The sequence below is a fragment of the Pseudarthrobacter sp. NPDC092202 genome, from assembly GCF_044755505.1.
Taxonomy (GTDB): Bacteria; Actinomycetota; Actinomycetes; order Actinomycetales; family Micrococcaceae; genus Arthrobacter.
In genome coordinates this window covers 226,469-249,834 of record NZ_JBIVRG010000001.1, presented here as the reverse complement: position 1 = coordinate 249,834, position 23,366 = coordinate 226,469, and the positions used below count along the sequence as shown (strand labels likewise).

The following is a 23,366-nucleotide window of genomic DNA, read 5'->3' as shown; positions in this document are numbered from 1 at the left end:
CAGACTGGACGCATGGGAATCATCGTCGCGAACCTGTTCATCACCCTCGACGGCGTGTACCAGGCGCCCGGCGGCCGCGAAGAGGACACCGAGGGCGGCTTTGCCCACGGGGGCTGGCAGGCTCCCGTGTCCGACGACGAGGCGGAAGCGGCCATCGAGGCCGGCATCAGCAGCATGGACGCCCTGCTTCTGGGCCGCAGGACCTATGACATCTTCGCGGCCTACTGGCCCCACCAGTCCGGCGACATTGGCGCCGCGCTCAACCGGGTGCCAAAGTTCGTAGTCTCCAGCACCCTGTCCGATCCCAGTTGGGCGGGAACGACAGTCCTGCCCAATGCCACGGCCGCGGGCCGGCTGCGTGAAGAGTACGAACAGGTCCACATGTTCGGCAGCGGCGTCCTGATCCGTTCACTGCTGACGGCAGAGGTGCTTGACCGCCTCCACCTCTGGCTCTATCCCGTTACTTTGGGCCAGGGCAAGCGCCTCTTCGACGCCGGGACCGTCCCCGCCACCTACCGCCTCGCGGAGCCGGCGCGCACCTTCCCGAAGGGGGCGGTGTCGCTGGCCTACGAGCGTGCGGGCGCTGTGGAGACGCAGGACATGCCGGCCACGCAGGGCACGTAATGGCCAAGGTCATCGCAGCAATCACAACGTCGCTTGACGGGTACATCACCGGCCCCGGCGACGGTCCCACGTACGGCCTGGGCCGGGGTGGAGAACGGCTGCACTACTGGGTGATGGGCGGCCCGTGGACCTACGACGGCGGCCACGACTTTGCGATGCACGGCCCGGACAGGGAATTCTACGAGGAGCTCGTTGCGGGGTTGGGTGCGGGGATCGTAGGGCGCGGGATGTATGACGCGGCGGGAGCGTGGGGAGGGACCAACCCGTTCCCCGGGCCGCTGATCGTGCTCACCCACCGTGTAGCGGACCAGCCCGCGGCTTCGTCCGGATTCACGTTCGTATCGGGGCTCGAGGAAGCCCTTGCACAGGCCAGCAAAGCGGCCGGCGGCCTCGACGTATCGATTGGCGGCGGCGCGGACGTGATCCGGCAGGCACTGGCCGCCGGGCTGGTGGACGAACTGGCGCTGTCAACGGCCCCGGTGGTCCTGGGCGCCGGCAAGCGCCTTTTCGACGGCTTCCAGCATGACGTCGACCTGGAGATCCTGAAGGCCGTCAGTTCACCGTTCGCCACCCACGTCCGTTACGCCGTGAAGAAGTAGGCGACTGCGTTTCCCGCACCAAAAAACCGGCCCAGCGGATGCTGGACCGGTTTCTTGTGCGTGCAGGACTGGACCCACGCCGTCAGGGAGACGGTAGGGATCAGTGGCTGTGGCCTGCGTGCTCGTCTTCTTCGGCCGGCTTTTCGACGACAAGGGTCTCGGTGGTGAGAACCAGGGCAGCGATGGAGGCCGCGTTGCGGAGGGCCGCACGGGTGACCTTGACGGGGTCGATCACGCCGGCAGCGATCAGGTCCTCGTACTCGCCCGACTTGGCGTTGAAGCCGTTGTTGGTTTCCAGGCCGGCAACCTTGGAGGTCACAACGTAGCCGTCGAAGCCCGCGTTCTGGGCGATCCAGCGCAGCGGCTGGACCAGGGCGCGGCGGACGATGCCCACAGCAGCGGCGGCGTCCCCTTCGAGTGCCTTGACGGCGGGGTCCTCATCCAGTGCCTTCAGGGCGTGGATCAGGGCCGAACCGCCACCGGCAACGATGCCTTCTTCAAGGGCAGCGCGGGTGGAGGACACAGCGTCCTCGATGCGGTGCTTCTTTTCCTTGAGCTCAACCTCGGTGGCGGCGCCAACCTTGATGACACCGATGCCGCCGGCCAGCTTGGCCAGGCGCTCCTGGAGCTTTTCACGGTCCCAGTCGGAATCGGTGCGGGTCAGCTCGGCGCGGAGCTGGGCTACGCGTGCTGCCACGTCTTCGGCCGAGCCTGCGCCGTCAACGATGGTGGTGTTGTCCTTAGTGACCGTGATGCGGCGGGCGGTACCCAGCACCTCAAGGCCAACGGTGTCCAGGCTCAGGCCCAGTTCCGGGGAAACAACCTGTGCACCGGTGAGGGTGGCGATGTCCTGCAGCATGGCCTTGCGGCGGTCACCGAAGCCCGGAGCCTTGACGGCAACAACGTTCAGGGTGCCGCGGATGCGGTTGACGATCAGCGTGGACAGGGCCTCGCCGTCAACGTCTTCGGCAATGATGAAGAGCGGCTTGGAGCTCTGCAGCGCCTTCTCCAGCAGCGGCAGGAATTCCTGGATGCTGGAGATCTTGCCCTGGTTGATCAGGATGAGGGCGTCCTCGAGGACTGCTTCCTGGCGTTCCGCGTCGGTGACAAAGTACGGGGAAAGGTAGCCCTTGTCGAACTGCATGCCCTCGGTGAGGACCAGTTCGGTCTGCGTGGTGGAGGATTCCTCGATGGTGATCACACCATCCTTGCCAACCTTGCCGAAGGCCTCGGCGAGGAGTTCGCCAACCTCGTCGCTCTGGGCGGAGATCGCTGCAACGTTGGCCACCTGGGTGCCTTCAACGGGGCGGGCGTTCTCGAGCAGGCGGGCGGCAACGGCTTCAACGGAAACCTCGATGCCGCGCTTGATCTGGCCGGGGGCGGCACCTGCCGCTACGTTGCGCAGGCCTTCCTTGACCAGCGCCTGCGCCAGGACGGTTGCCGTGGTGGTGCCGTCACCGGCAACATCGTTGGTCTTGGTGGCTACTTCCTTGGCCAGCTGCGCGCCAAGGTTCTCGTAGGGGTCGTCAAGTTCCACTTCGCGGGCGATGGTGACGCCGTCGTTCGTGATGGTGGGAGCGCCCCACTTCTTGTCCAGGACGACGTTGCGGCCGCGGGGGCCGAGCGTCACCTTGACGGTGTTGGCGAGCTTATCGATGCCGGCTTCAAGAGACCGGCGGGCAGCGTCGTTAAACGCAAGCTGCTTTGCCATGGTTTTGTCCTTTCAAGACAGAACCCCGCGCAGCTGACCAGCAGAAAGCATGACCAGCGGCACGGGGATCCGGAGAGTTACTTTACGACGATCGCCAGGACGTCGCGGGCGGAGAGCACGAGGTACTCGGTGCCGCCGGTCTTGACTTCGGTTCCGCCGTACTTGGAGTAGATAACGACGTCGCCGACGGCTACGTCGACAGGAACGCGGTTGCCGTCTTCAAAGCGGCCGGGGCCAACTGCAACAACTTCGCCTTCCTGCGGCTTCTCCTGTGCGGAGTCCGGGATCACCAGGCCGGAAGCCGTGGTCTGCTCGGCTTCGAGCGGGCGGACAACAATACGATCCTCAAGAGGCTTAATAGAGACCGACACTCGGACCTCTCCTTCTTCGTCAGCAAATTCGTGGACTGGAAAGCTTTCCGCCGTGGCTGGCAAACCGTCGTCGCGGTGCCGGCAGCAGCCTGGCTGGCAGCTCTTCATGTATTAGCACCCTCCTAGGGAGAGTGCTAATAGAGACTGTATGCAAGGGTTAGCACTCGGTCAAGGCGAGTGCCAGAGTTTCGTCATGGGCGGAACGTGACTGCGTGTAAATTGGCCGGGTGCGAGCCGCCATTTACCTGACTCTTGCCACCCTCTTCTGGGCGGGCAACTTCGTTGTTGGCCAGGCTGCCATGAAAACCATGGAGCCCCTCCAGCTGACGTTCTGGCGGTGGGCCCTGGCCGCCGTGCCGCTGCTGGTCCTGGCGCAGCTGGTGGAAAAGCCGGACTGGCGCGCTGTCCTGCGCCACTGGCCGGCCCTCCTGCTCCTGAGCTGCCTGGGGATGAGCGCTTACACCCTGCTGCTTTACAGCGCCCTGGGCCACACCTTGGCCCTGAACGCTTCCCTTGTAACCGCCGCGAACCCCGCCCTCATCATGGTCCTGGCCGTGGTCCTGCTCCGGGACAGGCCGCGCCCCCTGGGCTGGGCGGGGATTGTGCTGGGCCTCTGCGGAGTCCTGCTGGTCCTCACCGGCGGCGAGCTGGAGCGGCTGCTGACCTTTTCGATCGATGCCGGCGAGCTGCTGATCGTCGCGGCGATCACCGTGTGGGGCTTCTACACGATCACCGCCCGCAGGCTGTCCGTCCCTGCGATCACGTCCACCGCGGTGCAGGTGGCCATGGCGGCGGTTATCCTGGCTCCCTGTGCCGTGGCCACGGGGGCGGGGTTGCCGGCCACGGCCCCGGAGGGCTGGTCCCTGGCCTACATCGTCCTGTTCCCCTCGCTGGGTTCCTACCTGCTCTGGAACCTGGCTCTGAAACGCACCACTGCGGCGAATGCCGGAAACTACCTCAACCTCATTGCCGTATTTACTGCGGTCATCACGGTTGCGCTGGGCCAGCCCGTCACGGTGCCCCAGGTCCTGGGCGGCATCCTGGTCATCTCCGGGGTCCTCCTGACCAGTGCCGGAGGGAAAGCACCTCAGCGGCCCAGATCGTCGAAGTCGACGTCCTCCCCGCCGTCGCCCTCATCCCCGCCTGCGGAGTTCCGCCCGCGGTAAAGCAGCACCGCGGCGGCCGCGGCCACCATGAGCGAGGCAACCAGGAAGAAGATGCTGCCGGCGCGGGCTCCGGCGTACAGCCCGCGGATGTCCTGCGCCTCCTGGGTGTCATCCTGGATGCTGTTGCCGCCCACGGAATACACAGTGGCATTGAAAGCGTCCAGGAAGAAGATGATCACAAGCAGCGCGATGCACACCACGGCCACCACTGCGCTGGCAATCATTGCCGGGCGGGCGAACCGCGCCAGGCCCCCCGGGTGGTGCTGATGGGACTGCGGGGAACCTGCACTGTCGTTCATGGCTTCAACACTATCGGCCGCCGGCATGCCGCTCCTCCACTAGGCTGGAACCCATGGCTCAAGCTCCCCAGGACCAGATCGCACCACTGCTCACCCCTGAAGGCTGGGAGCTTCTGGCGTCCCTGGGCCCCTACCAGGAGGAGAAGTCCTTCGAGCTGAACTCGGCCCTGCGCAAGGCCGGCCACTCCCCCGAACTGGTTTCCGCCGTCCTGACCCAGTCCAGGCTCCGCACCAGGGCTGCCGCCAAGTTCGGTGAGTTTGCCCGGAGCATGCTGTTCACCCAGGCCGGACTGGAACAGGCAACCCGGCTCAACGTTGCAGCACGCCACGCCCAGCGGTTCGCGGAGGCAGGAATCCGTCACGTTGCCGACCTTGGCTGCGGGCTGGCCGCCGACTCCCTGGCACTGGCCTCCATGGACATCACCGTCACCGCCGTGGAGATGGATGAGACCACCGCCGCGTGCGCCACCGTCAACCTGATCCCCTTCCCCAACGCCACCGTGGTCCATGCGGATGCCACGGCAGTGCCGCTGGACGGGATCGACGGCGTCTGGCTGGACCCGGCGCGCCGCGTCACCTCCACGTCCGGCACCAAGCGGATCTGGGACCCGGAGGCCTTTTCCCCGCCACTGTCCTTCGTTGAGAACCTGGCGGCCTCCGGCCTGGCCGTGGGCGTCAAGATGGGGCCGGGCATGCCGCACGATTCCGTCCCGGCCGGCTGCGAAGCGCAGTGGGTCTCCGTGGCCGGGGATGTGACGGAGGTTGCGCTGTGGTTCAACGCCGTGCGGCGCCCCGGTGTCCGCCGGGCCGCGCTGGTCCTCGGTGCCCAGGGCGCGGCGGAGCTGACCAGCGGCGAAGACTTCGGCGCCGGCCCCACGGCTCCGGTGGGTCCGGTGGAGGGCTACCTGTACGAACCCGACGGCGCGGTGATCCGCGCCGGGCTGGTGGCCGATGTTGCGCTGCAGCTCGGCGGACACCTGGTGGATGAGCACATCGCCTATGTGTGTGCGCCGGAACTGGTGGACACACCTTTTGCCCGCGCCTATAAGGTCCTGGACGTGATGCCGTACAACGTCAAGGCGCTCAAGGCCTGGGTGAAGGACAACGGCATCGGCGTGCTGGACATCAAGAAGCGCGGCACCGCCGTCACGCCCGAGGAACTCCGCAAGCAGCTCCTCCCAAGCGGGAAGAACGCAGGCGGGAAGAAGTCCGGAAACAAGACGGCCACCCTGGTCCTGACCCGCATTGGGGAGGACCGGGTGGCCATCGTGGTGGAGCCCGTCCAGTAAGGCTACTGTGCGCGCATGAACTCCTCCGCAGCGCGGACCTGCTCAGCGGCGGGCCGCACGCCGGTGTAAAGCACAAACTGTTCAAGGGCCTGGATGGTTGCCACCTCCGCCCCAGTGATCACCGGCTTTCCCGCGGCCCGCGCCGCCCTGACCAGCGGGGTTTCGGCCGGCAGCGCCACAACGTCGAAAACCGTCCGGGCGGCGTCAATGGTTTCCTGGGGGAAGGCGAGCGCGTCGGCTTCCGCCCCGCCCGCCATGCCTCCTGCCATACCTCCTGCCATACCGATGGGCGTGACGTTAATGATCAAGTCCGCCGTCCCGCCGTCGAGCGCTGCCTGCCACCGGAACCCGTACTGCTCCGCCAGCGCGCGGCCGGTCGTTTCGTTCCGGGCGATGACCGTGACATCCGTGAAGCCGGCGTCGCGGAGCGCCGCGACGGTGGCCTTGGCCATGCCGCCGGCCCCCTGGACCAGGACCGAATAGCTGGTGGGCACCTTGTTGGTGGCCAGGAGCTGCTCGATGGCGGTGTAGTCCGTGTTGTAGGCCTTCAAGTGCCCGTCCGTGTTCACGATGGTGTTGACGGAGTCGATGGCCTTGGCCGAGGGGTCCATCTCGTCCACCAGCGCAATCACGTCCTCCTTGTAGGGCATGGAGATGGCGCAACCGCGGATGCCCAGGCCGCGGACGCCCGCGATGGCCTGCTTGAGGTTCGTGGGGGCAAAGGCCTTGTAGATCCAGTTGAGGCCCAGCTGCTCGTAGAGGTGGTTGTGGAACCGGGTCCCGTTGTTGCTGGGCCGGGCCGAGAGCGAGATGCAGAGGGTCATGTCTTTATTCAGAATAGGCACCTGACCATTAAACGGGATACGCAAGTAGGTAGCAGCAGATGTCGGCATCGGGCCCCAAAAGGACCTCTGCTGCTACCTGGTTGAGTCAGGGGCAACCGGTTCCCGCAGGGAAGTTTCCGACGGCGGCCGGCAGCTTTCCCGGTGCGCCCGCCTTCCCGGCCAGCACAGCGGCGAGGGCGTCGAAGGCGCCGTCGCTCCGGCCGTAGAGGGCCACCTTCACCGGCGCTGTGGAGTCCCGCAGCGGCCAGGGGGCGTCCAGGGCCACGGCAATGTCCCCTCCTGCGCCGCGGCCGCCGTAGCCGATGAGGCTGACCAGCGGCCCGGAGCCCAGTGCCAGTCCTGCCCTGGCCGCGGCTGCCTCGAAGCGTGCCCTGTCCGCCGGCGAGCCGCCGTCAACCCGCACCGCACCGGGAACCAGAGGGCCGCTGCACGGCCCGGAGAGCACGGTGACAGCTGACGCGGAGACGTGGCCGGACAGGGCTCCGCCGCTTCCCGCCGGTGCGCCGGCTGCCGTGGCTGTCCGGCCGTGCCAGGCCATCATGGTGGCCACCCGGCGGGCTGCCTCGTCCAGCCGCTCCGGGGGCAGGGTGCCCGAGGCCACAGCCTCGACAATGGCGGCGTGTGCCTGCGCCACGTCGGCCGGCATCAGCAGGAGGTCGGCGCCGGCGGCGAGCGCCATCACCGCGGCGGTGCCGCCCGGGTACTGCTTGGTCACGGCGCCCATGTTCAAGGCATCCGTCACCGCCACTCCCTTGAAGCCGAGTCCGCGCAGCGCAGCGTAGGCCGGGCCGGAGAGCGACGCCGGGACGCCGGGTTCCAGCGCCGGGACGGCGATGTGCCCGGTCATCACCATCGGCGATCCGGCGTCGATGGCGGCCTTGAAGGGCTTCCAGTCGCGGCCGCTGAGCTCGGCGAGCGTTGAGGGCTGCGTCGGGAGGCTGTGGTGGGAATCGACCGTCACGGAGCCGTGTCCCGGAAAGTGCTTCACGGCCGGCAGCACTCCGGCGGCGAGCATCCCCTGAGAGAAGGCGACGCCAAGTGAGGCGGCAGCATCAGGGTCCGCGGACATGGACCGGGCGCCAATGGTGGGATCGCCGGGCCCGATGGTGACGTCGGTGCCGGGGGCGAAATCCAGGTTGAACCCGAGCGGCACCAGTTCCGCGGCCAGGCCCTGCCCCGCTTCCCTGGCCAGCGGCACGCTGCCCGCGGCGCCGTAGCTCATGGGTGTTGGCCATTCGGTCAGGGGCAGGCCCAGCCGGGCAACCTGGCCGCCTTCCTGGTCCACGGCGATGATTCCGGGCCACGGCCGTCCGCCGGCTGCCGCCGCCAATCGCTGGTTGATGGCGGCCATGCCGTGCACGTCCACCCTGCCCTGCGGGTCGAGGGGAACGTTGTCGCCCATGATGATGGACCCGGCAAGGTGCAGCCTCCCGATGAGGGCTGCGTGGGCCTCCACCTCCTTGCCCTTGAAGAACGGGAGGAGGACCTGCCCGGCCTTCTCCTCGGTGCTCATCGCAGCCACCGCCGCGGCTGCCGCGTCCTGGTCGCGCTGTTCGGGCCCCCAGCCCAGTGGCCGGGTACCGGGTTCAGGCGACGGGGAGGGCGTGGCGGGTGCCGTCGTCGTGCTTGGCGTGGCAGTGGCGGAAGGGGCGGGCGGCGGGGTGGACGGGGCCGACGACGGGACTGGGCCCGGCGCTGCGGTGCAGGACGCCAGGGCTGCTGCGGCGGTGGCTGCCGCGAGGAAGGGAAGGGATTTGTGAAGACTGTCACGCAGGGGTCGGAACAAGGCCATCAATACGATGCTACCCCTGCACTAGACTTGAACCACCCGTTCGCCTGCCGGCAGCAGCCTGTCAGTGACGGCGTGAGCCAGCGGCAAACAGGACAGTTAGGACATGCGTGAAGATCGACTTCGCTACATCAAGGCAGTCAACCCTTGGTGTTGAATGGGAACTCGCGCTGGTGGACGGCCGGACGGGCGAACTCGCCTCCGTGGCCAACGAGGTCCTCCGCGGCGTCGCGTCCCGCCACCCCGAACTGAACGAAGACGACGAGCATCCGCACATCAAGCAGGAACTCCTGCTGAACACCGTGGAACTGGTGACCGGTATCTGCGAGACGGCGGCCGAAGCCAAGGAAGACCTCAGCCGTTCGCTCACCGCCGTGCGCGAGATCACCGATCCCATGGGCGTGGAACTGTTTTGCGCCGGAAGCCACCCGTTCAGCCCGCCGCAGCTGCAGCCGGTCACGGACAAGGCTCGCTACGCGAAACTCATTGACCGTACCCAGTGGTGGGGCCGGCAGATGGTCATCTACGGCGTGCACGTCCACGTGGGGCTGGACCGCCGGGACAAGGTGCTCCCCGTGCTGGACGGGCTGGTCAATTACTTCCCGCACTTCCAGGCGCTGTCAGCGTCCAGCCCGTTCTGGGGCGGCGAGGACACCGGCTATGCGTCCCAGCGTGCCCTGATGTTCCAGCAGCTCCCCACCGCCGGCCTGCCCTTCCAGTTCCACACCTGGGAGGAATACGAGTCCTATGTGCAGGACATGTTCACCACCGGCGTGATCGACACCCTCTCCGAGATCCGTTGGGACATCCGGCCGGTGCCGAACCTCGGCACCATCGAGATGCGGATCTGCGACGGTCTGGCCACCCTGGAGGAAGTGGGCGCCATCGCGGCCCTCACCCAGTGCCTGGTGGACGAGTTCTCCACCACCCTGGACAACGGCGGGACCATTCCCACCATGCCGCCCTGGCATGTCCAGGAAAACAAGTGGCGTGCTGCCCGCTACGGCATGGACGCCATCATCATCCTGGACGCCGCGGGCAAGGAGCAGCTGGTCACCGAGCACCTGCTGGAGACCCTCAACCGGCTCGAGCCCGTGGCCGCCAAGCTGCGCTGCACGGACGAGCTTGCCGACGTCGAGAAGATTATCCGCCGCGGTGCCGGCTACCAGCGCCAGCGCCGGGTGGCTGCTGAACACGGCGGCGACCTCCAGGCCGTGGTGCTGGACCTGGTCAAGCAGATGCGCAACGGCCCCACCGCCTGACCCGGCCCTCCCCGAAAACGGGGCACTTCGGCACGGGACACGCCCGCCGCCGTCGTGATGCACGACGGCGAGGCCCCCAAAGTGCCCCGCGACGGTTCCCCGGGTGTCGGCGAGCCCGGCCTTCCTCAGGCGGGCAGGGACACCGACGTGACCGGCATCGAGGAATCCGGGGCGAAGCGGATGCCGCTGGGTTCCACGCCGGCCATCACCAGCTGGGCACCCAGGGCAGCCACCATGGCGCCGTTGTCCGTGCACAGGTCCAGCGGCGGCACGTGCAGCCTGATCCCGGCGGAGGCGCAGCGCTGGCCGGTCAGCTCGCGGAGGCGTGAATTTGCCGCCACCCCGCCGCCCAGGAGTACGTCCTTGATGCCCTGTTCCCGGCAGGCCAGCACGGCTTTCGAGGAGATGATGTCCACCACGGCTTCCTGGAAGGCTGCAGCGATGTCAGCCACCGGAATCTCCTCCCCCCGCGCCTCGAACTGCTCCACGCACCGGGCCACGGCGGTCTTGAGGCCGCTGAAGGACCAGTCGTACCTGTGCTTGCCCGGTTCCTCGGCGGTGCCCATGTATTTGGGCTGGCTGAGGCCGCGGGGGAAGCGGATGGACTTCGGGTTGCCGGTGCGTGCCACCTTGTCGATGGCCGGACCTCCCGGATAGCCGAGGCCCAGAATGCGTGCCACCTTGTCGTAGGCCTCGCCGGCGGCGTCGTCGATGGTGGAACCCAGGAGCTTCACGTCGTCGGTAATGCTGTTGATCCGCAGGATCTCGGTATGGCCGCCGGAGACCAGCAGGGCGCCGAGGTTTTCCGGGAGGACCTGCTTTTTGCCGGTTGTCCTGTCGTCCAGCAGTCCCACGCCGACGTGGGCCACGAGGTGGTTGATGGCGTACAGGGGTTTGCCGGTGGCCACGGCCAGTGCTTTGGCGGCGCAGACTCCCACCATGAGGGCTCCGGCCAGGCCGGGTCCCGAGGTAACGGCGATGGCGTCTACTTCGTCCAGCGTCACGCCGGCATCGGCGAGCGCCTGCTCCAAGGTGGGAACAAAGGCGTCAAGGTGGGCCCGGGAGGCGATCTCGGGGATGACGCCGCCGAACCGGACGTGCTCGTCCATGGAGGAGGAAACGGTGTTGGTCAGCAGGGTGGTTCCGCGGACGATTCCCACCCCGGTCTCGTCGCAGGACGATTCGATGCCCAGCACCAATGGCTGCAGGCTGTTCATGGCTGGTTTCCTTCCCGTGTTTCCCCGTCACCGGCGAGCTGGAGGCGCATGATGAGGGCGTCCACGCCGTCACGGTAGTACCGGGGGCGGATGTGGATCTGTTCAAAGCCGAACCGGACGTACAGCTGCTGCGCCCGCGGGTTGTCCGCGCGGACTTCCAGGAGCACGTCCGCCGCCCGCCTGCGCCGGGCCTCCTCGATGAGGGCGGTGAGCAGCGTGGTACCGATGCCCCGGCCCTCATATTCGGGGACGACGGCGATGGTCTGGACGTCTGCGATGGGCTCGATGCACATCAGGCCGGCGTAGCCCACAATGCCGTCGCTGCCCTGGGCCACAAGGTAGCGGCGGGTTTCCGGCTGGGACAGCTCGTCGAGGAACATCTGGAGGGGCCAGGCATCCACCGGGAAGAGCCGTTGTTCCAGGGCGCCGACCGTGGGGACATCGTCCAGCGTCATGTCCCGGACAGTCACCTCCGCGCCGGGGCGGCCGGGTGCGTGCTTCACAGCGCCCTCTTCCGTGGTCCGGGGACCTGCGCGTCGGACTCCCGGAGGTACAGCGGCGTGGAGTCGAGAAGTCCGTTTCCTGCCGCGAGCCGTGCCAGCGCGAACTGGCCCAGATACAAAGCATCCGGCTGTTCCTGCGCGAAGTCGGGGTGGGCGTTCAGCGCATCCGCGTAAAGGCCGGCGCCGGCACCGAAGGCGGGCAGGTCCGGCAGGTCGGCGGCGAAGCTGACATGCGGGCCGTCCTCCAGGACGGGAAGCCTGCCTTCGGCCAGGCTGTAACGCGCCCAGTAGACCTCTTTGCGCCGCGCGTCCGTGGCCACCAGGAACTCGGGGACGGCCGCGTCGGATTCCGCCACTTCCAAGGCCATGGCGTCCAGGCTGACCAGTCCGTACAACGGTTTGCTCCAGACGAAAGCCAGGGTCCGTGCGGTGGCGATTCCGGACCGCAGTCCGGTGAACGGCCCGGGACCCACCCCCACCACCAGGGCGTCGATGTCCTTCCCGGTCACGCCTGCGTCTGCGAGCATCTCCTCGATCCCCGGGGCAAGCACCTCGGCATGGCTCCGGGTGTCCTCGGTGGAGAAGCTGGCGAGCACGCTTTCCGGCACGGCATCCGAAACCAGGGCGGCGCTGGCGACGGCGGAGGTGTCGATGGCCAGGATCAGCATCAGCGGGCCTCTTCCCTGGCCACGCCAAGCTCCGGGGCTTCGGGCCACCGCGGGCCATACCCGCGCATCACGATGGTGCGGGGCTCGTCCGCATCCTCAGTGTCGAAGTCCAGGCTGGCGGAGCGCCGCCCGTCGTCGAGTCCAACTGCGCGGTGCAAATCGATTTCCAGCCTGCTTTCGCTGAGGTGCTCCACCCGGTCCCGGCCCCACTCCACTACCGTAACGGAGGAGTCCATGGTGTTTTCCAGGTCGATGTCGTCAATTTCCGCGGCTGAGTCCAGCCGGTAGGCATCCACGTGAACCAGGTCCGGGCCGCCGGGCCGCGGCCCGTGCGGCAGGTTGGGATGGATGCGCACCAGGACAAAGGTGGGGGAAATGATGCCCTCCCGCACGCCCAGGCCCTCCCCCAGTCCCTGAGTGAACGTGGTTTTACCGGCACCCAGCTCGCCGCTGAGCACCAGCAGGTCCCCGGCTTCCAGGACCGCCGCGAGACGGAGGGCGAGCGCATGGGTCTGCTCTGCCGTCGTCGCTGTTAATGTGGTTTCCCAGTTGGGCCGCGGGGACCCTCCGTTGGTGGTCACGAAAGTTTCTCCTGACTGGCCTTGGGGCTCCGGTCCTCTTCGTTGATGAAGCGGCGCGGCACCCTGGGGCTGATCCTGGTGACGATCTCGTAATTGATGGTTCCGGCGGCGCGCGCCCAGTCATCGGCGGTGGGGCCGCCGTCGGCTCCGTCCCCGAACAGCTCCGCCTCGGCACCCAGCAGGTCCGCATCCGCCAGTCCGGTGTGGCCGAGGTCGATGACCATCTGGTCCATGGCAATGCGGCCCACCACGGGGTAGGTCCTGCCGGCCACCCGGACGGGCCCGCCGGTTGCGGACCGCGGCACCCCGTCCGCATAACCCACCGGGATCAGGCCCAGCGTGCTGTCTCCCCTGGTGCGGTAGTGCAGGCCGTAGGAGACGCCCTGCCCGTCCGGCACTTCCTTGCACTGGGACACCAGGGTCCGCAGCGTCATGGCGGGGCGGAGCCCCAGTTCGGCGGAACTCTGCCCGGCGAACGGGGACAGCCCGTAGATGCCCAGGCCAACGCGGACCAGGTCAAAGTGGGTATCGGGCCGGGACAAAGTTGCGGGGGTGTTGGCCAGGTGGCGGACCTCAGGGTCCACGCCAGCGTCCTCCGCAACGGCCAGGACTTCCCGGAAGGTGGCCAGCTGCTGGTCGGTCTCGGGGCGCTCCGGCTCGTCGGCCACGGCAAGGTGGGAGAAGATGCCCACCACGCGGAGCAGGCCCTGGTCCTGGTAATCCATCGCCTCGCCCACCAGCTGGTCCCAGCTGTCCACGGCGGCTCCGTTGCGTCCCAGCCCGGTGTCCACTTTCAAGTGGATGCGGGCCGGCCGCTCCTGTTCCCGGGCTGCGGCCACAATGCGGTCCAGTTCCCAGCCGGAGCAGCCAATATCGACGCCGGCAGCCACGGCAGCGCCAAAGTTGCTTTCCGTGGTGTGCAGCCAGGCGAGCAGCGGTGCATCAATGCCGGCGGCCCGGAGCGCCAGGGCCTCCGAGATGTGGGCCACGCCCAGCCAGGACGCCCCTGCCTCCAGGGCCGCCCGCGCCACCGGCACGGCGCCGTGCCCGTACGCATCTGCCTTGACGACGGCCATGACTTTCGCCGGGGATGCGGCATCGGCAAGGCGGCGGACATTGTGCCTGATGGCGTCGAGGTCAATCACGGCGGACCGTTCATAACGGGAGCCGTCTCCCGGGGCAGCACTGAATTCGCCGGTTGTTGCGGGGTAAGTCACCCTAGTGATTCTAGTGCTGGCGCTTCGGGCCGAATAATCGTCAGGCGTCCGAGAGGTGGGCGATGGTGGCTGCGGCCCTCCGCTGGGCTGCGAGCGGGACATCCTGGATGATGTCGGCCAGGAAGCCGAACCGGCGCAGCCATTGGCTCATTTGCCGCTCCGGCCGTGCGTTGGCGCGCTTCCACCAGTCAGCAATGTCCCCCCAGCCGGGGGCGGCCAGGGATCCGCCCACTTCCTGCACCGCCAGCGAGGCGCAGAGGTTGGCGAAACGCAGCCTATCCCCCAGCGGCCAGCCGGCCAGGCTGCCAACAATGAACGCGGCGTCGAAACAGTCTCCCGCCCCGGTGGGGTCGAAGGCCTTGACCGGAAGCGAGGGCACCCATTCTTCTTCCCCTGTTTCGGAGTCCACCGCCATGGCACCCTGCGCGCCGAGCGTCACCACGGCCACCGGAACCCGGTCCGCGAGCGCATACAGCGCAGCCCAGGGATCGTCCTTCCCGGTGAACGCCATGGCCTCGCGCTGGTTGGGCAGGAACGCGTGGAAGTACTGCAGGTTGTCCAGCCGGACCGGTGCCCATTCGCCGCTGGGGTCCCAGCCGACGTCGCCGAACAGCTTGACCCCGGCCTGGTGCGCCGCCTTGGCCCAGGGCTCGATCTCGGTGCCTACTTCCGCGATGCCGGCGAGCGCGGCCGGCGGTTCGCCAATGAGTTCCGAGGAAGTGACGGGCGCCGCGTGCCCGTGCGTGACCATGGAGCGGTCCTTCTCCACGCAGAGCGAGACGGTGACGGGTGAGTGCCAGCCGGGCACCTTTTGCGAGAGCGTAAGGTCCACGTGCTCCTGGCCGGACAGGATCTTCCAGTTGAAATCCCCGTAGCCGTCGTCGCCAAACGCCGCGGCCAGCCCGGTCCGCAGCCCAAGCCGTGCCGCCGCGATGGCCTGGTTGGCCACCCCTCCGGGGCAACTGCCCATGCCGTCGCTCCAGATTTCGGTGCCGGGCTCGGGAGCATGCGGGAGCCCGGTAAAAATGATGTCCTGGAAAACCGTTCCGGCCAGCAGCAGGTCAAACCCGGGGGCGGAGTGCGGCCGGACCGCCGCCAGGGGGTCGAAAGGGCGGGCTGGGATCGCGTCCATGTCCGCACACTACGCCCTGCCGCCGACATCCGGTAGGGGCCTGCCGGGCGCGGGCCTAGACTGCTGGTTATGCGGCTTTTGATTGCCGGCGGCGGGGGTTTCCGCGTGCCGCTGATATACCGGGCGCTGGCCTCCGGCCGCTTCGCGGGGCTGGTCACCGGGCTGGTGCTGCACGACGTCGACCCCGCCCGGCTGAAGGCTGTCACCGCCGTCCTGCAAAGCATGCCGGCCGGCTCCGGCGCGCGGGTTCCGGTCCACGCCACCACAGACCTGCCGCAGGCGTTGGCGGGTGCCGGGATGGTCTTTGCGGCCATCCGCCCCGGGGGCACGGCAGGACGGGTGGCGGACGAAAAAGTGGCGCAGGCACTCGGCCTGCTGGGGCAGGAAACAACCGGGGCCGGCGGAATCTCCTACGCCCTGCGGACCATCCCACACATGCTCAACCTGGCACGCCTGATGAAGGAGCACTGCCCGGACGCCTGGCTGATCAATTTCACCAACCCCGCAGGCATGGTCACCGAGGCGCTGCTCCCCGTGCTGGGCAGGAAGGTCCTCGGGATCTGCGACTCGGCAGGCGGCCTGGTGCAGCGGGCGGCGCGGGCGGCCGGCGTGCCGCTGCCGGAGGGAAGGCTCGACGGCGTGGGCTACTACGGCCTGAACCATCTGGGCTGGCTCTACCGGCTGGAGTCCGGGGGGCAGGACGTGCTGCCGCGGCTGCTCGCGGACCCGGATGCCCTGGCCTCGTTCGAGGAGGGGCGGCTCTTCCCCCAGCCGTTCCTGGCCGGCCTCGGCGCCCTGCCGAACGAATACCTCTATTACTACTACCGGCAGGACGCAGCCCGCGAGGCCATGTGCGCCATGGCACGGACCCGCGGCGAAACCATCCACAGCCAGCAGGAAGAGCTGTATCCGCGGCTGGCCGCCGCCGGCGCCGGTGCGTTCCGGCTCTGGGAAGAAGCGCGCCGGTCCCGCGAGGAGGGCTACCTGGCCGAAGCACGCAGCCGGGGCGAGGAACGGGACGAGGCCGATCTGGCCGGCGGAGGCTACGAGCGGGTGGCCCTCGCCGCCATGCGTGCCTTGTCGGGGACCGGTGACACACAACTGATCCTGAACACCCGCAACTCCCGCGCGCCCAGGCCGCACGCCGCCCCCGGCCCAACCACGGCCCGGCCGGCCGCCGCTGAACCGGCCATTCCAGGGCTGCCGGCGGACGCCGTCGTCGAAGTTCCCTGCTCCGTGACGGTCGACGGCGCGCTGCCGCTGCCCCAGCAGGCTCCCCCGGAACCGCAGCTGGGACTGCTCCGGCAGGTCAAGGAGGTGGAGCGGCTCACCGTGCGGGCCGCCGTCGAAGGTGACCGCGGTGCCGCCCTCGCGGCGTTCGCCGGGCACCCGCTGGTGGCTTCGGAGGACCTGGCCCAGGCCTTGCTGGAGGGCTACGAACGGGAGTTCCCCGCGCTCCGGCGCCTCTGGCGCCCGGCCGGACCGTGAGGGAGGAGTAGTGTTTTATCGGATGCGCACTCTACCGGCGCTGCCCGTCCACGCCGGTAGCCGGAAGGAGGTCCCGTGGCACTGATCCGCAGGGTTGCTTTGCTCTCCCTCCACACCTCGCCCATGGAGCAGCCAGGGTCCGGGGACGCCGGCGGAATGAACGTGTACATCCGCGAGCTGGCCTCGGCGCTGGCTGAAGCCGGTGTCGAGGTGGAAATCTTCACCCGCTCCACCTCGGCCAACCAGCCCGCCGTTGAGCACCCCGATCCCGGCGTCTGCGTACACAACGTCCTGGCCGGGCCGCTGAAGAAGATCCCCAAGGAAGAGCTCCCGGGCCTGCTGCACAGCATGGTGGCCGAGATCGAGCAGATCCGCCGCCGGCAGCCGCACGGGCGCTACGACGTGATCCATTCCCACTACTGGGTCTCCGGGATTGCGGGGCTGGAACTGTCCGAGCTTTGGGGTGTCCCGCTGGTGCACACCATGCACACCATGGCCAAGGTCAAGAACCTGCTACTGGAATCCGGTGAGCAGCCGGAGCCGCGGCGGCGTGAACTGGGCGAGCACAACATCGTGGACGGTGCTGCCCGGCTCATCGCCAACACCAGTGCCGAGGCCGCCGAACTTGTCTCGCACTACGGCGCCACCTATGACCGGATCGACATTGCCCCGCCCGGGGTGGACCTGGGCACCTTCACGCCTGCCTTCCGGGCGCGGTCCAGGACCGAGCGGGGCATCAACCCCGGGACGTTCCACCTGGTCTTCGCCGGGCGCATCCAGCGGCTGAAGGGGCCCCAGGTCCTGGTCAAGGCCGCCGCGCTGCTGCGGAAGCGCCGCCCGGACATCGACCTCCGGGTCACCATCCTGGGGTCCTTGAGCGGCAACAAGGAGTTCAACCTCCGGCGGCTGGTTTCGGAGGCGGACATGGACGACGTCGTCACGCAGCTTCCACCGGTGAAGGCACCTGAGCTTGCGGCCTGGTTCCGGGCCGCGGATGTGGTGGCGATGCCCTCCTTCAGCGAATCCTTCGGGCTGGTGGCACTCGAGGCGCAGGCCTGCGGCACACCGGTGGTGGCCACACGGGTTGGCGGGCTGTCGCGGGCCATCTTCCACGGCAGGACCGGCCTGCTGGTTGACGGCCACCATGCCGCCGACTGGGCTGACGCCCTCGAGGCCCTCTATGACGATCCGGCCACCCGCGAGGACATGGGCCGGGCCGCTGCCATCAGGGCCCAGAACTCAGGGTGGGCCCGCACTGCCGCCATCACGCTGGAAAGCTACCATGCCGCCGTCGACAACCACGTGGGGGGCCGGCTGGTGCAGGCCTTTCCCGCGTCCTGACTGTCCCCTCCACGGAAACCCCGCCCCGCCAAGCAAAGGACAATGATGTCTTCCACCCCCAGTGACCTTGAGATTGCCAGGGCAGCCCGGATCCGGCCCATCGAGGACATTGCAGTGGCCGCAGGCATCAATGCGGAGGCCCTGGAGCATTACGGGCGGTACAAGGCCAAGATCGATCCAGCGCGGCTTGACGCGCCGGCGCCGTCCGGGAAGGTGGTGCTGGTCTCGGCGATGTCCCCCACACCGGCAGGCGAGGGGAAGTCCACCACCACCGTGGGCCTCGCCGATTCCCTGGCACGGGCGGGCCACAAGGTGATGATCGCCTTGCGCGAGCCGTCGCTGGGCCCGGTCCTGGGCATGAAGGGCGGCGCCACCGGCGGCGGCTACTCCCAGGTGCTGCCCATGGACGAGATCAACCTCCACTTCACCGGCGACTTCCATGCCATCACGGCCGCCAACAATGCGCTCATGGCCCTGGTGGACAACCACATCTACCAGGGCAACCAGCTCAATATCGACCCACGGCGCATGACGTTCAAGCGGGTCCTGGACATGAACGACCGCGCCCTGCGGGAGGTGGTTATAGGTTTGGGCGGACCCACCCAGGGCGTCCCGCGCCAGGACGGGTTCGACATCACCGTGGCGTCCGAGATCATGGCGGTCTTTTGCCTGGCCACCGACCTGGCGGACCTTCGCTCCCGGCTGGGCCGGATCACGTTCGGCTACACCTTTGACCGCTCGCCGGTGACCGTGGCCGATCTTGGTGTGCAGGGGGCGCTGACGCTGCTGCTGAAGGAGGCCGTCAAGCCCAACCTGGTGCAGACCATCGCCGGCACTCCTGCCCTGGTCCACGGCGGACCGTTCGCCAACATCGCCCACGGCTGCAATTCGCTGATTGCCACCCAGACGGCACGGCGGCTGGCGGACATTGTTGTGACGGAGGCGGGCTTCGGCGCCGACCTGGGTGCGGAAAAGTTTATGGACATCAAGGCGCGGACCGGCGGCCTGGCGCCCTCGGCGGTGGTGGTGGTGGCAACGGTGCGGGCCCTCAAGATGCAGGGCGGGGTCGCGAAGAACCAGCTCACCGAACCGAACATCGCTGCCCTCGAGGCGGGGGTGGCCAACCTGCACCGGCACGTCCGGAATGTGGAGAAATTCGGTGTGCCGCCCGTGGTGGCCATTAACAGGTTCTCCTCCGATTCCGCCGAGGAACTCGACTGGCTGCTGGCGTGGTGCGCGGCAGAGGGAGTCCCGGCCGCCGTCGCCGATGTGTGGGGACGCGGCGGCGGCGGTGACGGCGGGGATGAACTTGCGGCCCTGGTGGCCAAGACGGTGGCCGGACCCAACAACTTCCGTCACCTGTATGCGCTGGGGCTGCCGGTGGAAGACAAGATCCGGACCATCGCCCAGGAAATCTACGGGGCGGACGGGGTGGATTTCTCCGTGCCGGCCCTGAAACGGCTTGCCGACATCGAGCGGAACGGCTGGGGCGGCCTCCCGGTATGCATGGCCAAGACCCAGTACTCGTTCACGGATGATGCCTCCCGGCTGGGCGCCCCGAAAGGATTCACCATCCACGTCCGCGACCTCCTGCCCAAGACCGGTGCCGGCTTCATCGTTGCGCTGACCGGAGCGGTGATGACCATGCCCGGGCTGCCCGTAGCGCCGGCGGCGATGCGCATGGACGTGGACGACGCCGGCAACCCGGTGGGCCTCGCCTGACCCCTGCCATCCTCTCTCACTCGATGCGGGCTTTCCGGCGATCCTCTCTCACTTGATGTCGGCTTTTAAGGGGCCCTCTCTCACTTGATGCGGGCTGTCCGGCGATCCTCCTGCACTTCCCGTGGGTCAGTGTTTCGTGCGGCAGCGGCTTTTGCGGTAACAGCGGTCCGCGTCAGCCCGCCGCGAAGGCCTTCTCGACTGATATGGAGACGTAAGCAAGGCGATGCCCAAACGACCGCTCCGGAAAGCACCGACACGCTCATACTCACTGCCGCCGTCGGCATGCATTTGCACAGCCAGCTGCTACTCAAACTCCTGGCACTCGCCCAGGCCAACCACGCCCTCCGCCGCTACGAGCACGGCGCTTGACCGCGTCACGCCCGCAATCAAGGTGCGCGGGCCTTGCGCAAACCTGCGGGAAGGGATGGAAGGCTCCCGGCAGTGTGGCTGTTCGTCGCCTCCACAACTGGGCCCCGCCGGTCAGTCGGTGGAACTGGCCCTGCTCACCAAGAGAATCAGCTGATATACATACTCCGGCTGGCCGGAGCCAGGCGGCGCGTTCCAGTCCCGGCTGATATAGACGGACACCTGAGTGCGGAAGTCGCCGACAGGTATGGTCTGGCATCCGAAGCTGCTAATGCCGTTCTCGACCTGGCTCTGTGTCTCGACAGAAAAGTTGAGGCATTCCGGGAACTTCAAGAGATAGCCGGACTCCGTAATCATGCGCACAACATCCGCAGCCTTCGGAGCATCGTAACGCTCCCAGATCCTTTGGATGCCCGGACAACGGACGGCGACGCAATAGGCTCCCGGCCCCTTGATGTTCTCTGTCGTCAGCGTCCATCCGTCACTCACCACGAACTGGTCGGCTGCCGCCCTGACGCGCGGGACCGCGGCGGCGCTCTTGTTGTAGTCCACCGCAAGTAGCGCGGCTATCCCGGCGGAGGGGATGCCAAGGACACAGGCCACGGCGATGATGCCCTTGTGCCACCCCTTCATGCTGCTCCCCCCGTCAGCGCCATTCCGGTCGGGCCCAGTGTAGCGCCCGGCCTGCCCGCCCAACGCAAACGCTCCCCCACCGAGGTGGACTGCTCCCCGGATGTTGGACTGAGAAATTCAGTTCCGACTTCGGGGAAGCAGTTCAACGGTGAGGGAGCGTCGCGTGGAAACCCACATCAAATGAGAGAGGATCGCCCGGAAACCGGCGTTAAGTGCGAGAGGGTCTCCGGCTGGGTGAGCGGGTTAGCGCTCCAGGTCTCCGCGGATGAAGGCTTCCACCTTTTCGCGGGCGAGGTCGTCGTTGAACTGCTCCGGTGGGGACTTCATGAAGTAGCTCGATGCGGAGAGCAGCGGGCCGCCGATGCCGCGGTCCAGGCCGATCTTGGCGGCACGGATGGCGTCGATGATCACGCCGGCGGAGTTGGGGGAATCCCAGACTTCCAGCTTGTACTCAAGCGACACAGGGGCGTCGCCGAAGTTGCGGCCTTCGAGGCGGACAAAGGCCCACTTGCGGTCATCCAGCCACTGGACGTAGTCGGACGGGCCGATGTGGACGTCCTTGGCGGCCAGCTCGGCTTCGACGTTGGAGGTGACGGCCTGGGTCTTGGAGATCTTCTTGGACTCCAGGCGGTCGCGCTCCAGCATGTTCTTGAAGTCCATGTTGCCGCCGACGTTCAGCTGGTACGTGCGGTCCAGGGTGACGCCGCGGTCCTCGAAGAGCTTGGCCATAACGCGGTGCGTGATGGTGGCGCCGATCTGGCTCTTGATGTCGTCGCCCACGATCGGGACGCCGGCGGCGGTGAACTTGTCAGCCCACTCCTTGGTGCCGGCGATGAAGACGGGCAGGGCGTTGACGAAGGCTACGCCGGCGTCGATCGCGGCCTGGGCGTAGAATTCTGCAGCTTCCTGCGAACCGACGGGCAGGTAGCAGACCATCACATCGACCTTGGCATCCTTGAGCGCCTGCACAACGTCCACGGGCTCTTCGGTGGACTGCTCGATGGTCTCGAGGTAGTACTTGCCGAGGCCGTCGAGGGTGTGGCCGCGCTGGACGGTGACGCCGCTGGGCGGCACGTCGGCGATCTTGATGGTGTTGTTTTCGCTCGCCAGGATGGCATCGGAAAGGTCAACGCCGACCTTTTTGCCATCAACGTCAAACGCGGCGACGAACTCAACGTCGCCCACGTGGTACTGGCCGAACTCAACGTGCATCAGGCCCGGGATCGTGGCCTTGGGGTCGGCATCCTTGTAGTAGTGGACGCCCTGGACCAGCGAAGCGGCGCAGTTGCCTACGCCGACGATTGCAACACGAATCGGATGTGAAGACACGGAACTCCTTTGAGGACAAACGTCAGCCCGCCGGTGCCGCGTCCGGGAGGGGACGACGGCGGTGCGGCAGGCTCTGCGCCAAAACGGCGCCTTTTCATAGTAACCAACAGAGTGGGACCCGGGGTTGTTCCCCTGTCCCACTCTGCGGATTCACCGTAATGGAATCAGGCCGGCTGCTTCCACAGGTTGATGTCCGACTCCACCGCGAACTCGTCGATGGCGTTCAGTTCCTCGGCGGTGAACGCGAGGTTGTTGATGGCGGACAGTGTGTCCTCCAGCTGGCGCACACTTGAGGCGCCAACCAGGGCTGAGGTGACAGGCGAACCCTTGGGCTGGTCACGCAGGATCCAGGCGACGGCCATCTGGGCGAGGGACTGTCCGCGGCCGTCGGCGATCCTGTTCAGCCCGCGAATGCGGTCCAGCTTCTCCTCGGTGATGGCGTTCTCGGAGAGGAAACGGTCCTTGGCTGCCCGGGAATCGGCGGGGATGCCGTTCAGGTAGCGGTCGGTGAGCATGCCCTGGGCGAGCGGAGAGAAGGCGATGGAGCCTGCACCCACCTGGTCCAGCGCTTCATAGAGGTTGGGCGAACCGTTTTCGGTCCACCGGTTGAGCATCGAGTAGCTGGGCTGGTGGATGAGCAGCGGCGTCCCGAGGTCCTTCAGGATGCGTGCTGCTTCGAGGGTCTGCTCGGGGGTGTAGGAGGAGATGCCCGCGTACAGGGCCTTGCCTGAACGGACGGCGTAGTCCAACGCACCCATAGTCTCTTCCATGGGAGTTTCCGGGTCCGGCCGGTGGCTGTAGAAGATGTCCACGTAGTCCAGGCCCATGCGCTGCAGCGACTGGTCCAGGCTGGAGATCAGGTATTTGCGGGAGCCCCACTCGCCGTACGGGCCGGGCCACATGTAGTAGCCGGCCTTGGTGGAGATGACGAGTTCGTCCCGGTAGGGCTTGAAGTCGTCCTGGAGGTGCCGGCCGAAGTTCGTTTCGGCTGATCCGTCCGGCGGGCCGTAGTTGTTGGCGAGGTCAAAGTGGTTGACGCCCAAGTCGAACGCGCGGCGCAGGATGGCCCGCTGCTCGTCGAAGCGCTTGTCATCGCCGAAGTTGTGCCACAGGCCGAGCGAGATGGCGGGCAGTTTGAGTCCGCTGCGGCCGACGCGGCGGTAGGGCATGGATTCGTAGCGGTCTTCCGCCGCGGAATAAGTCATGTATTCCAT

General features: G+C 67.5%; 22 protein-coding genes. 8 read left to right on the top strand and 14 right to left on the bottom strand.

Going from position 1 to position 23,366, the window contains the following annotated elements:
- The first annotated feature begins 12 nt into the window (after positions 1-12).
- Both ACIQF4_RS01250 and ACIQF4_RS01245 read left to right on the top strand, forming a co-directional pair.
- On the top strand, positions 13-624 hold the full coding sequence (locus tag ACIQF4_RS01250; protein WP_400513914.1) for a dihydrofolate reductase family protein: 612 nt from the start codon (positions 13-15) through the stop codon (positions 622-624).
- Entirely contained in the window at positions 624-1,223 is a 600-nt protein-coding gene (locus ACIQF4_RS01245; protein WP_400513911.1) for a dihydrofolate reductase family protein, read from the top strand. The genes ACIQF4_RS01250 and ACIQF4_RS01245 overlap by 1 nt, the downstream gene beginning before the upstream one ends.
- A gap of 100 nt (positions 1,224-1,323) precedes the next feature.
- On the opposite strand, the gene groL is transcribed toward ACIQF4_RS01245, so the two are convergent.
- Together groL and groES are read right to left on the bottom strand one after the other, a co-directional pair.
- Positions 1,324-2,934: a chaperonin GroEL gene (gene groL / locus ACIQF4_RS01240; RefSeq protein ID WP_400513909.1), complete on the bottom strand. Its 1,611-nt coding sequence runs from the start codon at positions 2,932-2,934 to the stop codon at positions 1,324-1,326.
- Positions 2,935-3,011: 77 nt separating this feature from the next.
- A complete protein-coding gene (gene groES / locus ACIQF4_RS01235; RefSeq protein WP_003805290.1) occupies positions 3,012-3,305 on the bottom strand; it encodes a co-chaperone GroES in 294 nt (97 codons plus the stop codon).
- A 227-nt stretch (positions 3,306-3,532) separates the two neighbouring features.
- Between groES and ACIQF4_RS01230 the strand changes: the two genes are divergently transcribed.
- The gene (locus ACIQF4_RS01230) at positions 3,533-4,471 is read left to right on the top strand and encodes a DMT family transporter (protein WP_400513907.1); all 939 of its coding nucleotides are present in this window, start codon (positions 3,533-3,535) and stop codon (positions 4,469-4,471) included.
- On the opposite strand, the gene ACIQF4_RS01225 is transcribed toward ACIQF4_RS01230, so the two are convergent.
- The gene (locus ACIQF4_RS01225) at positions 4,393-4,770 is read right to left on the bottom strand and encodes a hypothetical protein (RefSeq protein ID WP_400513905.1); all 378 of its coding nucleotides are present in this window, start codon (positions 4,768-4,770) and stop codon (positions 4,393-4,395) included. The genes ACIQF4_RS01230 and ACIQF4_RS01225 overlap by 79 nt on opposite strands.
- 53 nt (positions 4,771-4,823) lie before the next feature.
- On the opposite strand from ACIQF4_RS01225, the gene ACIQF4_RS01220 reads away from it, so the two are divergent.
- On the top strand, positions 4,824-6,059 hold the full coding sequence (locus ACIQF4_RS01220) for an SAM-dependent methyltransferase (RefSeq protein ID WP_400513903.1): 1,236 nt from the start codon (positions 4,824-4,826) through the stop codon (positions 6,057-6,059).
- A gap of 2 nt (positions 6,060-6,061) precedes the next feature.
- Here the strand turns inward: ACIQF4_RS01220 and ACIQF4_RS01215 are convergent, their stop codons facing one another.
- Together ACIQF4_RS01215 and ACIQF4_RS01210 are read right to left on the bottom strand one after the other, a co-directional pair.
- Positions 6,062-6,904: a shikimate 5-dehydrogenase gene (locus ACIQF4_RS01215; RefSeq protein ID WP_400513901.1), complete on the bottom strand. Its 843-nt coding sequence runs from the start codon at positions 6,902-6,904 to the stop codon at positions 6,062-6,064.
- Between the two features lie 85 nt (positions 6,905-6,989).
- On the bottom strand, positions 6,990-8,417 hold the full coding sequence (locus ACIQF4_RS01210; protein WP_400514349.1) for a glycoside hydrolase family 3 N-terminal domain-containing protein: 1,428 nt from the start codon (positions 8,415-8,417) through the stop codon (positions 6,990-6,992).
- A gap of 386 nt (positions 8,418-8,803) precedes the next feature.
- Between ACIQF4_RS01210 and ACIQF4_RS01205 the strand changes: the two genes are divergently transcribed.
- A complete protein-coding gene (locus ACIQF4_RS01205) occupies positions 8,804-9,955 on the top strand; it encodes a glutamate--cysteine ligase (protein ID WP_231454717.1) in 1,152 nt (383 codons plus the stop codon).
- A 125-nt stretch (positions 9,956-10,080) separates the two neighbouring features.
- On the opposite strand, the gene tsaD is transcribed toward ACIQF4_RS01205, so the two are convergent.
- Genes tsaD through ACIQF4_RS01175 form a run of 6 tightly spaced genes read right to left on the bottom strand, consistent with a single transcriptional unit; the run spans position 10,081 to position 15,273 of the window.
- Complete coding sequence (tsaD, locus tag ACIQF4_RS01200) at positions 10,081-11,172, bottom strand: tRNA (adenosine(37)-N6)-threonylcarbamoyltransferase complex transferase subunit TsaD (RefSeq protein ID WP_400513899.1); 1,092 nt, start codon at positions 11,170-11,172, stop codon at positions 10,081-10,083.
- A complete protein-coding gene (gene rimI / locus ACIQF4_RS01195) occupies positions 11,169-11,627 on the bottom strand; it encodes a ribosomal protein S18-alanine N-acetyltransferase (protein ID WP_400514348.1) in 459 nt (152 codons plus the stop codon). The genes tsaD and rimI overlap by 4 nt, the downstream gene beginning before the upstream one ends.
- Before the next feature lie 44 nt (positions 11,628-11,671).
- Positions 11,672-12,343, bottom strand: a complete 672-nt coding sequence (tsaB, locus tag ACIQF4_RS01190; RefSeq protein WP_400513896.1) for a tRNA (adenosine(37)-N6)-threonylcarbamoyltransferase complex dimerization subunit type 1 TsaB — start codon at positions 12,341-12,343, stop codon at positions 11,672-11,674.
- Positions 12,343-12,924, bottom strand: coding sequence for a tRNA (adenosine(37)-N6)-threonylcarbamoyltransferase complex ATPase subunit type 1 TsaE (gene tsaE / locus ACIQF4_RS01185; protein WP_400513894.1), 582 nt, complete (start codon positions 12,922-12,924; stop codon positions 12,343-12,345). The genes tsaB and tsaE overlap by 1 nt, the downstream gene beginning before the upstream one ends.
- Entirely contained in the window at positions 12,921-14,141 is a 1,221-nt protein-coding gene (gene alr / locus ACIQF4_RS01180) for an alanine racemase (protein ID WP_400513892.1), read from the bottom strand. Before alr ends, tsaE begins: the two co-directional genes overlap by 4 nt.
- 40 nt (positions 14,142-14,181) lie before the next feature.
- Entirely contained in the window at positions 14,182-15,273 is a 1,092-nt protein-coding gene (locus tag ACIQF4_RS01175; RefSeq protein WP_350001997.1) for a carbohydrate kinase family protein, read from the bottom strand.
- 69 nt (positions 15,274-15,342) lie between these two features.
- On the opposite strand from ACIQF4_RS01175, the gene ACIQF4_RS01170 reads away from it, so the two are divergent.
- The 3 genes from ACIQF4_RS01170 (at position 15,343) to ACIQF4_RS01160 (ending at position 19,824) form a co-directional block, all read left to right on the top strand.
- Positions 15,343-16,761 (top strand): 6-phospho-beta-glucosidase, encoded by a 1,419-nt coding sequence (locus ACIQF4_RS01170; RefSeq protein ID WP_400513890.1) that lies wholly within the window; start codon positions 15,343-15,345, stop codon positions 16,759-16,761.
- 75 nt (positions 16,762-16,836) lie between these two features.
- Complete coding sequence (mshA, locus tag ACIQF4_RS01165) at positions 16,837-18,102, top strand: D-inositol-3-phosphate glycosyltransferase (protein ID WP_400513888.1); 1,266 nt, start codon at positions 16,837-16,839, stop codon at positions 18,100-18,102.
- A gap of 45 nt (positions 18,103-18,147) precedes the next feature.
- Positions 18,148-19,824 (top strand): formate--tetrahydrofolate ligase, encoded by a 1,677-nt coding sequence (locus tag ACIQF4_RS01160; protein ID WP_400514347.1) that lies wholly within the window; start codon positions 18,148-18,150, stop codon positions 19,822-19,824.
- Positions 19,825-20,304: 480 nt separating this feature from the next.
- Here the strand turns inward: ACIQF4_RS01160 and ACIQF4_RS01155 are convergent, their stop codons facing one another.
- The 3 genes from ACIQF4_RS01155 to mgrA form a co-directional block, all read right to left on the bottom strand.
- A complete protein-coding gene (locus ACIQF4_RS01155) occupies positions 20,305-20,823 on the bottom strand; it encodes a hypothetical protein (RefSeq protein WP_400513886.1) in 519 nt (172 codons plus the stop codon).
- Positions 20,824-21,066: 243 nt separating this feature from the next.
- Positions 21,067-22,152, bottom strand: a complete 1,086-nt coding sequence (locus ACIQF4_RS01150; RefSeq protein WP_400513885.1) for an inositol-3-phosphate synthase — start codon at positions 22,150-22,152, stop codon at positions 21,067-21,069.
- Between the two features lie 164 nt (positions 22,153-22,316).
- Positions 22,317-23,357 (bottom strand): L-glyceraldehyde 3-phosphate reductase, encoded by a 1,041-nt coding sequence (mgrA, locus tag ACIQF4_RS01145; protein WP_400513883.1) that lies wholly within the window; start codon positions 23,355-23,357, stop codon positions 22,317-22,319.
- Positions 23,358-23,366 lie beyond the last annotated feature (9 nt).

Coding starts and splice junctions, on each gene's coding strand:
- ACIQF4_RS01250 (WP_400513914.1), top strand. CDS start 13: ATGGGAATCATCGTCGCGAACCTGTTCATCACCCTCGACGGCGTGTAC.
- ACIQF4_RS01245 (WP_400513911.1), top strand. CDS start 624: ATGGCCAAGGTCATCGCAGCAATCACAACGTCGCTTGACGGGTACATC.
- groL (WP_400513909.1), bottom strand. CDS start 2,934: ATGGCAAAGCAGCTTGCGTTTAACGACGCTGCCCGCCGGTCTCTTGAA.
- ACIQF4_RS01225 (WP_400513905.1), bottom strand. CDS start 4,770: ATGAACGACAGTGCAGGTTCCCCGCAGTCCCATCAGCACCACCCGGGG.
- ACIQF4_RS01220 (WP_400513903.1), top strand. CDS start 4,824: ATGGCTCAAGCTCCCCAGGACCAGATCGCACCACTGCTCACCCCTGAA.
- ACIQF4_RS01210 (WP_400514349.1), bottom strand. CDS start 8,417: ATGAGCACCGAGGAGAAGGCCGGGCAGGTCCTCCTCCCGTTCTTCAAG.
- tsaD (WP_400513899.1), bottom strand. CDS start 11,172: ATGAACAGCCTGCAGCCATTGGTGCTGGGCATCGAATCGTCCTGCGAC.
- rimI (WP_400514348.1), bottom strand. CDS start 11,627: ATGACGCTGGACGATGTCCCCACGGTCGGCGCCCTGGAACAACGGCTC.
- tsaB (WP_400513896.1), bottom strand. CDS start 12,343: ATGCTGATCCTGGCCATCGACACCTCCGCCGTCGCCAGCGCCGCCCTG.
- ACIQF4_RS01175 (WP_350001997.1), bottom strand. CDS start 15,273: ATGGACGCGATCCCAGCCCGCCCTTTCGACCCCCTGGCGGCGGTCCGG.
- ACIQF4_RS01170 (WP_400513890.1), top strand. CDS start 15,343: ATGCGGCTTTTGATTGCCGGCGGCGGGGGTTTCCGCGTGCCGCTGATA.
- ACIQF4_RS01160 (WP_400514347.1), top strand. CDS start 18,148: ATGTCTTCCACCCCCAGTGACCTTGAGATTGCCAGGGCAGCCCGGATC.
- ACIQF4_RS01155 (WP_400513886.1), bottom strand. CDS start 20,823: ATGAAGGGGTGGCACAAGGGCATCATCGCCGTGGCCTGTGTCCTTGGC.
- mgrA (WP_400513883.1), bottom strand. CDS start 23,357: ATGACTTATTCCGCGGCGGAAGACCGCTACGAATCCATGCCCTACCGC.